Source organism: Microbacterium sp. (assembly GCF_035277845.1).
GTDB lineage: Bacteria > Actinomycetota > Actinomycetes > Actinomycetales > Microbacteriaceae > Microbacterium.
Window position 1 is genome coordinate 1 of the sequence record NZ_DATEJS010000353.1, and the last position, 11,362, is coordinate 11,362.

General features: G+C 72.5%; 9 protein-coding genes. 7 read left to right on the forward strand and 2 right to left on the reverse strand.

All coding sequences use genetic code 11. The features are described from left to right. Positions 1-651: 651 nt before the first annotated feature. The 4 genes from VJR25_RS15445 to VJR25_RS15460 all read left to right on the forward strand — a co-directional run bounded on the left by VJR25_RS15445 (position 652) and on the right by VJR25_RS15460 (position 4,420). Positions 652-1,512, forward strand: coding sequence for a cytochrome b/b6 domain-containing protein (locus VJR25_RS15445; protein ID WP_324116621.1), 861 nt, complete (start codon positions 652-654; stop codon positions 1,510-1,512). A gap of 66 nt (positions 1,513-1,578) precedes the next feature. Beyond that, the gene (locus VJR25_RS15450; protein ID WP_414683803.1) at positions 1,579-2,895 is read left to right on the forward strand and encodes a sensor histidine kinase; all 1,317 of its coding nucleotides are present in this window, start codon (positions 1,579-1,581) and stop codon (positions 2,893-2,895) included. Beyond that, complete coding sequence (locus VJR25_RS15455; RefSeq protein ID WP_324116625.1) at positions 2,883-3,563, forward strand: response regulator transcription factor; 681 nt, start codon at positions 2,883-2,885, stop codon at positions 3,561-3,563. The genes VJR25_RS15450 and VJR25_RS15455 overlap by 13 nt, the downstream gene beginning before the upstream one ends. Then, a complete protein-coding gene (locus tag VJR25_RS15460) occupies positions 3,560-4,420 on the forward strand; it encodes a hypothetical protein (protein ID WP_324116627.1) in 861 nt (286 codons plus the stop codon). Before VJR25_RS15455 ends, VJR25_RS15460 begins: the two co-directional genes overlap by 4 nt. 124 nt (positions 4,421-4,544) lie before the next feature. Here the strand turns inward: VJR25_RS15460 and cofE are convergent, their stop codons facing one another. Together cofE and VJR25_RS15470 are read right to left on the reverse strand one after the other, a co-directional pair. Then, complete coding sequence (cofE, locus tag VJR25_RS15465) at positions 4,545-5,312, reverse strand: coenzyme F420-0:L-glutamate ligase (protein WP_324116629.1); 768 nt, start codon at positions 5,310-5,312, stop codon at positions 4,545-4,547. Further along, positions 5,309-5,812 (reverse strand): GNAT family N-acetyltransferase, encoded by a 504-nt coding sequence (locus tag VJR25_RS15470; protein ID WP_324116631.1) that lies wholly within the window; start codon positions 5,810-5,812, stop codon positions 5,309-5,311. The genes cofE and VJR25_RS15470 overlap by 4 nt, the downstream gene beginning before the upstream one ends. A 112-nt stretch (positions 5,813-5,924) precedes the next feature. On the opposite strand from VJR25_RS15470, the gene VJR25_RS15475 reads away from it, so the two are divergent. From VJR25_RS15475 to VJR25_RS15485, 3 genes are all read left to right on the forward strand, one after another. Beyond that, positions 5,925-6,485: an acyl-CoA thioesterase gene (locus tag VJR25_RS15475; protein WP_324116633.1), complete on the forward strand. Its 561-nt coding sequence runs from the start codon at positions 5,925-5,927 to the stop codon at positions 6,483-6,485. A gap of 107 nt (positions 6,486-6,592) precedes the next feature. Next, positions 6,593-10,408, forward strand: coding sequence for a proline dehydrogenase family protein (locus VJR25_RS15480; RefSeq protein WP_414683804.1), 3,816 nt, complete (start codon positions 6,593-6,595; stop codon positions 10,406-10,408). Between the two features lie 52 nt (positions 10,409-10,460). Then, positions 10,461-11,362, forward strand: a 902-nt coding sequence (locus tag VJR25_RS15485) for a nitronate monooxygenase (RefSeq protein ID WP_324116635.1), incomplete at its 3' end; no start/stop codon positions are given.

Below are 11,362 nucleotides of genomic sequence, written 5' to 3' on the forward strand. Positions count from 1 at the left end.
CGAGCCGAAACGCAAATCCCCACCGAGACGGCCGTCCCCGCAGAACCAACTTCGGAGGAGACGCGTTTCGTCTCGCCTGCGGCTCGCGGGGCGGCCGGGGTGGTGCTTCGTCGCGGGCTCCCGCGCACCCCCGGCGGCGCCCCCTGGCCCCCCGCGGGTGCCGCAGCCCCCGTCCCCGCACCGGTCGTTGAGCGAGCGCAGCGAGCCGAAACGCAAATCCCCACCGAGACGGCCGTCCCCGCAGAACCAACTTCGGAGGAGACGCGTTTCGTCTCGCCTGCGGCTCGCTCAACGACCGGGGGGGTGCTTCGCCGCGGGCTTCCGCGCACTCCCGGCGGCGAGCCCTGGCCTCCCGAAGGCGCCGCTCCCACAGTCTCCCCAGCCCCGCCGGTCGTTGAGCGAGCGCCGCGAGCCGAAACGCAGCTCCCCGCCGAAACGCAGCTCCCCGCCGAAACGCAGCTCCCCGCCGAAGCTCCGCTCCCCGCCGAAACGCCGCTCCCGGCCGAGACTCCGCTCCCGGCGGCCGCGCGCGACCTCGCCGTCCCTCTCGGGTTCACCCCGTCGGTGTTCGCCGGGTCGGCGCCGCGGCATCCGGCTCGGGCGGAACCGGTGCGGATCGGGCCGTTCACGCGCAGCCAGTGGGCGGGGTCTGTGATCGTCGCCGGGGCGGGACTGCTGTTCGCCGCGGCGATGGTGGTGCTCGCGGTGCGGGTGTTCGTGTCGCTGCCGTTCATGCAGGACTTCCTGCACACCTACCCGGGACAGTACGCGCTGCCGGCATCCGCCCCGGTCGGGTTCCCGGCGTGGCTGAACTGGCAGCACTTCCTCAACGTGTTCTTCATCGTGCTCATCATCCGCACCGGTCTCGGGGTGCGGCGCGAGAAGCGCCCGAGCGTGTTCTGGGCGCGCCGCAGCAGCAAGCGCAAGATCAGCCTCACCCTGTGGTCGCACCAGGCCCTCGACATCCTGTGGATCGCGAACGGCGTCGTGTTCATCGTGCTGCTGTTCGCCACCGGTCAGTGGATGCGGCTCGTGCCCACCAGCTGGAGCGTGTTCCCGAATGCGCTGAGCGCCGTGCTGAAGTACGTGTCGCTGGACTGGCCGCACGACGACGGCTGGCTGAACTACAACAGCCTGCAGCAGCTCACCTACTTCGCGGTGGTGTTCCTGCTCGCCCCCCTCGCGATCGTCACCGGCGTGCGCATGAGCGGTGTCTGGCCCAAGAACAGTCCCCGGCTGAACAAGGCGTACCCGGTGGAGTGGGCGCGCGCCGTGCACTTCCCGACGATGCTCGCGTTCGTGCTGTTCGTCATCGTGCACGTCGTGCTCGTGTTCGCCACGGGGGCTCTGCGCAACCTCAACCACATGTACGGCACCTCCGACCAGGTGAACTGGGCCGGGTTCTGGTGGTTCGCGGCATCCCTGCTCGTCATCGCGGCGGGCTGGGCGGCGCTGCGGCCGCTGGTGCTGGCCCCGATCGCGCGGCTGTTCGGCACCGTGACCAGCCGGTGACCGGGGGATAACCCGAAGACAGGACTCCGGATGCCTCGGCGGCGCGGGGAGGGCGGGATTTCTACCGTGGATGACATGACCTCGATTCCCGTCCCCTCCGCGGCCGTCGCCGCGCCTCCGCGAGCACGGCCCATTGGCCCGCGCGTCGCCACCCCCGGCCGGATCGCCCTCGCCGCGCTGCATCTGCTGGCGATGGGCGTGCTCGGCGTCATCGCCTTCGTGGCGCTCGGCTCGCTGCTCGGCACCGGTCTCGGGCTGATCCCGGCACTCGGGGTCGGCCTGCTGCTGCTCGTCGCGTTCGAATACGGCCTGTTCGGGCTCAGCTGGCTCGAGACAGCCCGCGTCGACGGGCTGTACCGGTTCGGCCTGCCGGAGCGCCGCGTGCGCACCAGCGGACAGCCGGGATTCACCGGATTCCTGCGCACCCTCTGGCTGCAGCTCATCGACCCGATGATGTGGCGGGCGGTCGCGAACGCCGTCATCGCCACGATGCTCGGCTGGCTCTCCTGGGCGTTCCTCAGCGCGTTCGGCTCCGGCATCGCCATGACGTTCTCGCCCCTCTACGGCCGCTTCGACGGCGGCGTGAGCTTCTGGGGCATCGAGCTGCGGCGATCGAGCCTCGTGCTCGTCATCGTCGTGGGAGTGCTCGTCGCGATCCTGTCCGCCGCCGCCATCGTCGGGCTCGCCGCCCTGCACGGGGTGCTCTCCCGCGCGGTCATGGTGCCCTCCCGCGAGGCCCTGCTGGCCGATGAAGCCCGCCGCTCGCAGGTGCAGCGCGCCGGCGCCGTGCGCGCCGCCGACCTGGAACGGCACCGGATCGAACGCGACCTGCACGACGGCATCCAGCCCCGGCTCGTCTCGGTCGCGATGACGCTCGGCATGGCCCAGCAGAAGATCGACGCCGACCCGGAGGCCGCCAAGCAGCTCGTCGCCGAGGCGCACACCTCCACCAAGGCCGCGATCACCGAGCTCCGGCAGCTCGCCCGCGGCATCCACACCTCCGTGCTCGACGACCGCGGGCTGGATGCCGCCCTGTCGGCGATCGCGTCTCGTTCGCACATCCCGGTGCAGCTCGACGTGCGCCTGACCAGCCGCTGCCGGCCCGAGACCGAGGCCGCGGTGTACTTCGTGATCGCCGAGGCGCTCACCAACGCGGCCAAGCACTCGCGGGCCTCCGAGGTGCGCGTGATCGTGCGTCAGCGCGAGGACGGCACCGTGTGGGCCCGGGTCGAGGACAACGGCATCGGCGGCGCCACCGTCGCCCCGGGCGGCGGACTCGACGGGCTGCAGAACCGGGTGCTCGGGGTCGGCGGCACGCTGCGCATCGACAGCCCCGTCGGCGGCCCCACGACCGTGGAGGTGAGCGTGCCATGCGCATCCTGATCTGCGAGGACTCGGTGCTGCTGCGCGAGGGGCTCGTGCGGCTGCTCGAGGACCAGGGGCACGAGGTGGTGGCGGCCCTGCCGGATGCCACCGAGCTCGGCGAGTCGGTCGGCACGACCGCGCCGGACCTGTGCATCCTCGACGTGCGGCTGCCGCCCTCGTACACCGACGAGGGCATCCGCGCGGCGCTCGCCCTGCGCACCGCGAACCCGGCGCTTCCGGTGCTCGTGCTCTCGCAGTACGTCGAGGAGCGCTACGCGTCGGACCTCATCGCGGGGCGCGGCGGAGCGCTCGGCTACCTGCTCAAGGACCGCGTCGCCGACGTCGCCGAGTTCGTCGAAACCGTCGAGCAGATCGCCGCCGGCGGCACCGTGTTCGACCCCGAAGTGGTCGCCCAGCTGCTCGGCCGCCGCGCCCGCGACGAGCGGATGCAGCGGCTCACCGCCCGCGAGGCATCCGTGCTCGCCCTGATCGCCGAGGGCAAATCCAACCAGGCGATCGCGAAGGCGCTCTACATCAGCGAGGGGAGCGTCGAGAAGCACATCACCTCGGTGTTCCAGAAGCTCGACCTCGAACCCGACGAGTCCGGCAACCGGCGCGTGCTGGCCGCCCTCGTCCACCTCTCTCACGGCGGCCCGGCCGCCCCTCAGTCCGGAGACCTCTCATGACGTCCACGCCTCTCGCACCGCCCCCGGCCCCGCCGGCACCCGGCGCCGCCCCTCAGCCCACCGGGCCCCGCACCTCGTCGCGGGTCGTCTCGATCCTCGTCGCCGTCGTCGGTGGAGCGATCGTGCTCGGCACCCTCGCCACCGTCGCCCTGTCCACCATCGCCCTGGCCGGCAGCCGGCAGGATGCCACCACGGTCCAGGTCGCCGGCGTCGACGCCCTCGACATCGACGTGTCGGGCGGTTCGCTCATCGTCGCCTACGCCGACGTCCGGGACGCCCGGCTGACGGTCGACCGCGGCATGGGCAGCAGCCCGTGGACGTTCGAGAACAGAGACGGAACGCTGACGATCGCGTCGCCCGACCGCCTCACCACGTTCGGCTGGCCGTTCGGCGGCAACGGCACCGCGCGGCTCACGCTGCCGGCATCCCTCCGCGCCTCCGCGGTCGACGCCCGTGTGCAGGTCGACGGCGGGTCGGTGCGGCTCACCGGCGGCCGGTTCGACGACCTGCAGGCCACGACGGATGCCGGATCCCTGCGGATCTCGGGAGCGGCCCGCACCGTGACCGGGCAGTCGAACGCGGGCGATTCGCAACTGGTGCTGCGCGACGTCGAGTCCGCGAGCATCGATGTCAGCGCCGGGCGCACGGTGGCCACATTGAAGGGCACCGCGCCGCACAGCATCGACGCCACGGTCAGCGCGGGCCTGCTGCAGCTCGGCGTGCCGGCCGGGGCGTACGACGTGACGTCGAACGTCAGCGCCGGTGCGTTCCACAACGCGCTCGGCTCCACGCCGGGTGCCGCGAACACGATCCGCGCCGAGGTGTCCGCCGGTGCCCTGGAGCTGTCCAGCCGCTGAGCGTCCGCGCAAAGTACCCGGTCGTTGAGCGAGCGCAGCGAGACGAAACGCACCCCGCGACGGGATCCGCGTTTCGTCTCGTCGCTGCGCTCCTCGCTCAACGACCGGGATCGACGACCGGGGCTCAGCGACCGGCGCAGGCGGCGCCGGCGGCGAAGCCCTCGGCGTACGCCTCGTCGGCGCCCAGGCGGAACATGTCGTCCGCGATCGGGCGCACGATCGTACGGGCGCCCGGCAGGTCGAGGTCGCCGACCAGGTCGGCGCGGCCGCGCACCACGGCGACGGGCAGCCGCGCCGCCTTGCCCTTGACGAGGTCGGTGGCCGCGCACAGCTCATCGGCCACGCACGGCAGCGTCACCGCGAGCGGCCGGCCCTCGGCATCCGCGGTGCCGCGCAGGTCCTCGAACACGCGCACGCCCCCGGCGCCGATCGCGGCATCCGTCTGTCCGTCTCGCCAGGCGCGGCCCATCGTGTCGCTGATCAGCACGCCCACCCGCACGCCGAGCCGGGCGCGCAGGCCCGCGGCCAGGGCGCGGGCCGTGGCATCCGGATCCTCCGGCAGCAGCAGCACGGTGCCGTCCGGCGTGTTCGACGCGTCGACGCCGGCCGCCGCCTGCACGATGCCGAGGCGATTCTCGACGATGCGGGTGACGAACCCGGACGGGGTCGTGCGGGATGCCACCACCCGGACCGTCTCGGCCGTGATCGCGTCTTCGCGGTCGTCGGCGTGCACCACGCGGCCCTCGGCCTTCGAGACGATCTTGGAGGTCACGACGAGGATGTCGCCGTCCTGCAGGGTCGCGCCCGCGGCATCCGCGATGACGGACTCGAGGTCGTCGCCGGGACGGATCTCACCGATGCCGGGCAGAGCCCAGACGGCGAGCGGGGTCAACGGACGAAGCGCACCTCGGTGAGCGTCTCACCGAGGAACGGCTCGGTGTGCGACGCACCGTCGAGGGCGAAGCCGTTGCGCTCGTAGAACCGGTGCGCACGGGGGTTGTCGTCGGCGACCCACAGGTACACGGATTCGCTCTCGTCCACGGCTGCGTCGAAGAGCTTCTGGCCGATGCCGGTGCCCTGGTACTCGGCGAGCAGGTAGATGAAGTACAGCTCGCGGCCGCGCGGGGCATCCTTGTCGCGTGCCGGGCCGGACCCCACGAACCCGATGATCTCGCCTTCGATGAGCGCGGCGCTCATCCGGAACTCCGGGCCCTGGACGGCCCAGTGCGTCCAGAGCTCCGCCAGGCGGCGCGGCGAGACGCTCTCGAGCGCCGCCTTGCTGATCAGGTGGTCGTAGGTCTCGTGCCAGCACGTCGCGTGCACGCGGCCGAGAGCTTCGGCGTCGACATCGCGAACCGGACGGACGACGAGAGACTTCAGATCGGCGCTCATGGCGAGACTCTACGCGCGGCGTCCGCACAGGGGAAATCGAACGATGACGGGTGTGTTTCGCAACGGTGAACACCCGTGGCACCTGCCCCGATCACGAGTACGATCGCACCTCGTGAACGTGATGTGGCGGGCCCTTCTCATCCACCTGCAGGCGCGGCTGCGCATGCGCCGCGGACAGACGCTCCACCCGACGGCGGTCGGCACGATCCGGCTCACGACGCTGCCGACCGACATCGACGTGCTCATGCACATGAACAACGGGCGCTACCTGTCGCTCTTCGACCTCGGACGCTGGGACCTGCTGCTGCGCACCGGGCTGTGGGAGGCCATGCGGGCGCGCGGGTGGTACGCCGTGGTCTCGAGCGAGACGGTCACCTTCCGCAAGTCCCTGCAGCTGTGGCAGCGATTCGACGTGGAGTCCCGGTTCATCGGGCACGACGACCGCGGCCTGTATATGGAGCACCGGGCCGTCGTGGCCGGCGAGGTCTACGCCCGCGTCATCGTGCGCGCCCGCATGCTCACGAAGGCCGGCGGGCACGTCACCCTCGAGGAGCTGTTCGCCGCGACCGGGCGTCCGGCCGACCTGCCCGAGATCGAGCCGTGGCTGCACGAATGGGCCGCGGCATCCCGCCTGCCGTCGACGAAGAAGCCGGCACCGAGCATCTGGAGCTGAGGGGGGCGGCCCGTCGCCGGTCCGCGGATGCGGCGCGGGCGAACCGCGGCTGAACATCTGCGGTGACGCGCGCGGCACCCGCCCCGTTGCCGGTGGTTGGTGCGAGCATGGAGGCGATGTCTGATGTACCGCCGTCGCCATCCGCACTCGCCCAGAAGGCCGTCGAACTCGCCCGCCGCTGGGTGGACGAGTCCGCTGCGACCGAAGCCGATCCGGCCGCCGCGCGCCTCGCCGGAGTGCTGAAGGATGCCGACGGCCTGCCGTTCACCGTCGGCTTCGTCGACGGGGTCATGCGCCCCGAGAGCCTGGCGGCCGCGGCATCCAACCTGCAGCGCGTCGCCCCGCTCGCGCCCGGGTTCCTACCCTGGTACCAGCGCGCCGCGGTGCGGGCCGGCGGGGTCATCGCCTCCGTGCTGCCGGCGCCCACCGTGCCGATCGCGCGGCGCGTGCTGCGCGGCATGGTCGGCCACCTCATCGTCGACGCGCGGCCCGACAAGCTCGGCGCGGCGCTCGCGGAGATCCGCACCGGCGGGCACCGGCTGAACCTCAACCTGCTCGGCGAGGCCGTGCTCGGCGAAGGGGAGGCGCACCGGCGGCTGGAGGGCATCCACGACCTCATCCGGCGTCCCGACGTCGACTACGTGTCGGTGAAGGTCTCCGCCATCGTCAGCCACCTGTCGATGTGGGCGTTCGACGAGGTGGTCGAGCTCGTCGTCGAGCGCCTCACCCCTCTCTATTACACGGCCGCGCAGACCGGCACGTTCATCAACCTCGACATGGAGGAGTACCGCGACCTCGACCTCACCATCGCGGTGTTCACGCGGCTGCTCGAAGACCCGCGGCTGGCGCTCTACGAGGCGGGCATCGTGCTGCAGGCGTACCTGCCCGACTCGCTCGCCGCCCTCGGCGAGCTGACCGCCTGGGCGCAGCACCGCGTCGACAAGGGCGGAGCGCGCATCAAGGTGCGGCTCGTCAAGGGCGCGAACCTCGCCATGGAGCGGGTGGATGCCGTCATGCACGGCTGGGCGCAGGCGCCGTACGACGCCAAGGTCGACACCGACGCCAACTACCTGCGGTGCCTCGAGTACGCGATGAGCCGCGACCGCATCCGCGCGGTGCGGCTCGGCGTCGCCGGACACAACCTGTTCGACGTCGCCTACGCGTGGCTGCTCGCGGGCGAGCGCGGGGTGCGCAACGGCATCGAGTTCGAGATGCTGCTCGGCATGGCGCAGGGCCAGGTCGAGGCGGTGTCGCGCGAGGTCGGTCAGGTGCTGCTGTACGTGCCCGTCGTCAAGCCCGACGAGTTCGACGTCGCCATCAGCTACCTCGTGCGCCGGCTCGAGGAGAGCGCCTCGAGCGACAACTACCTGTCCGCCGCGTTCAGCCTGCACGACGACGCGTCGCTGTTCGAACGGGAGCGCGCGCGGTTCGAGGCGTCCGTCGCCCGCTCGACGGACCCGACGCTCTGGGCGGGACCCCGCCGGCAGCAGGACCGCGGCCGCGAGCAGCGTCTCGCCGCGCAGGATGCCGCCTCCCGGGCGGCGGTCGACGAGGAATCCGCGCCGGAACCGCCCCTGCTGCGCGAGCCGGCGACCGAGGACGAGGACGAGCAGGATGCCGGCATGACGCAGGCCGTGCTCGGCATCGCCGCGGGCGACGTCGACGACACGCAGGCGCTGTCACCCGACGCGCAGCAGCTGTTCGGCGGATCGCCGTTCGTGGAGACCGCGGTGTTCGCACCGCGCGAGTCCGTGGCGCGGCCGAAGGGTGCGCCCGGGTTCCGCAACGTGCCCGACAGCGACCCGGCGCTGCCCGCCAACCGTGAGTGGGCGCGCGAGGTGCTCGCCCGGGTCGAGACGTCGACGGCGGGGGATGCCGTGCTCGCCGGCGCCCGCGTGGACACCCCGGCGAAGCTCGACAAGATCGTCGCCGGTGTGCAGCGCGCCGCGAAGGAGTGGGGAGCGCTCCCAGCGGCATCCCGTTCGGACGTGCTGCGCCGCGCGGCCCGCGTGCTCGCCGCCCGGCGTGGACTGCTCATCGAGGTGGCGGCATCCGAGACCGGCAAGGTGTTCGCCGAGGCCGACGTCGAGGTGTCCGAGGCGGTCGACTACGCCGACTACTACGCGGCCACCGCGCGCGAGCTCGACCGGGTGACCGGCGCCGTGTTCACCCCGTCGCGGGTCACCGTGGTGACGCCGCCGTGGAACTTCCCGCTCGCGATCCCCGCCGGCGGGGTGCTGGCCGCGCTCGCCGCGGGCTCCGGCGTCGTGTTCAAGCCCGCGCATCAGGCGCGCCGCTGCGCCGCGGCGCTCGCCGAGGCGCTGTGGGATGCCGGCATCCCGCGCGATCTGCTGGCGCTCGTCACGCTCGACGAGGGCGACCTCGGGCGACAGCTCATCGAGCACACGGCTGTGGACCGGGTCATCCTCACCGGCTCGTGGGACACCGCCGCGCTCTTCCGATCGTGGCGGTCGGACCTGCCGCTGCTCGCCGAGACCAGCGGCAAGAACGCGATGATCATCACGCCGTCGGCCGACCTCGACCTGGCGGTGAACGACCTGGTCAAGAGCGCGTTCGGTCATGCCGGCCAGAAGTGCTCGGCGGCATCCCTCGCGATCCTCGTCGGTTCCGTCGGACGGTCGGAGCGCTTCGCCCGGCAGCTGACGGATGCCGTGACGTCGCTGCGGATCGGACCGCCCTCCGACCCGCTGTCGGAGATCGGCCCCGTGATCGAGGTGCCGCAGGGCAAGCTCGCCTGGGCGCTCACGGAGCTCGGCGAGGGGGAGAAGTGGCTCGTGAAGCCCGAGCTGCTGGACTTCGGGCCGGAGACCGCGGGGCGCTACTGGCGTCCGGGCGTGCGCACGGGGGTGCGGTCCGGGTCGCGGTTCCACCGCGAGGAGTTCTTCGGGCCGGTGCTCGGCATCATGCACGCGGCGACCCTGACGCATGCCATCGAGCTGCAGAACGCCGTCGACTACGGCCTGACCGCCGGGCTGCACACGCAGAACCCGCACGACCTCGCCCTGTGGCTCGACCGGGTCGAGGCCGGAAACCTGTACGTCAACCGCGGGGTCACCGGTGCGATCGTGCAGCGGCAGTCGTTCGGCGGCTGGAAGCGCTCCGCGGTCGGCGCCGGAAGCAAGGCGGGCGGCCCGAACTACCTCATCGGGCTCGGGTCGTGGCGCCCCACCGAGAGCGGGCGCACCTCGTCGAGCCTGCACCTGCGCGGCCTCGACACCCGCATCACCGCGCTGATCGAGGCATCCCAGCCGTCGCTGAAGTACGAGGAGTTCGAGTGGCTGCGCCGCAGCGCGCTGTCGGACGCCATCGCCTGGGACCGCGAGTTCGGCCAGGTCAAGGACGTGTCGCAGCTCGGCGTCGAGCGCAACCTGTTCCGGTATCGGCCGGTCCCGGTGGCCGTGCGCGCCGTGCGCGGGTCGACCACGCAGCAGCTGCTGCGCGTCGTGATCGCCGCGGTGCGCGCCGGATCGCCGATCACCGTGAGCCTGCCGGCCGGCCTTCCCGCCGAGGTGCGACGTGCCCTCGGCGAGCTGCGGATCGACGTCTTCGTCGAGACCGACGACCAGTGGTGCCAGCGCATGGCAGGCGGCGCCGTGGCGGGCACGCCGACCACGGGATCGCCGGATGCCGTCGTCACACCGGACGCTGTGATCGGCTCGGTGTCGGCGGCCGTGACCCCGCGCCCCCGCCGTGTGCGGCTGGTCGGGCCGGCGGGCGCCACCGGCAAGCTGCACCGCAAGCTGGCACTCGCCGTCGAGGGCGACCCGGACCTCGCGATCTACCCCGGCGAGGTGACCACGGCCGGCCGGCTGGAGCTGCTGCCGTTCCTCCACGAGCAGGCGATCTCGATCACCGCGCACCGGTTCGGCGACCCCGATCCCTGGAGCGAGTCGGTGATCTGAGCCGGCGCCACGGCATCGGGCGCCGGGGCGGAGTAGCGTCGATCGGGTGAGCCTGCGTGATGTGCTCGGCATCGAGCATCCCATCGTCCTCGGTCCGTTCGGCGGGCTGTCGTCCATCGAGCTCGTCGCGGCGGTCAGCGATGCCGGCGGCCTCGGGTCGTACGGGCTGTACGGATACACGCCCGACCGCATCCGCGACACGATCGCGCAGCTGCGTGCGGCCACCGACCGCCCGTTCGCGGTCAACCTGTGGTTGCCGACCGGCGACGAGGTGACGCCGGACGAGGTCGATCTGACGGCGGCATCCGCGGCGGCTCGTCCCCTGTTCGACGAGCTCGGCGTGGTGGTGCCCGACCCGCCGGCGCGGTTCCTGCCCGACGTCGACGAGCAGCTGCAGGCGGTGCTGGATGCCGCGCCCGCCGTGCTCTCGGTCGTGTACGGAGTCCCGTCGGCCGAGCTGGTCGCCGCCGCGCACGAGCGCGGCATCCGGATCGTCGGCACCGCGACGACGGTGACGGAGGCGTCCGTGCTGGATGCCGCGGGCGTCGACGCGATCGTCGCGAGCGGGGCGGAGGCGGCCGGTCACCGGGTGTCGTTCCTCGCGTCCCCGGAGCATTCGCTGGTCGGCGGGTTCGCACTGATCCCGCAGGTGGTGGATGCCGTGTCGGTGCCGGTGATCGCCGCGGGCGGCATCGCCGACCGCCGCGGGGTCGCCGCCGCGTTCGCGCTGGGGGCATCCGGTGTGCAGGTGGGCACCGCGTTCCTGCGCACCCGCCAGTCCGCCGCATCCGACGCGCACCGGCAGGCCATCGCCGAGGCGCTCGACACGACGACGCAGCTCACCCGGGCCATGAGCGGACGACTGAGCCGGGGCATCCCGAACCACGCCATGCGCACGCTCGAGGATGCCGGGGCGATCGCGCCGTTCCCCGCGCAGCACTGGCTCACCGGACA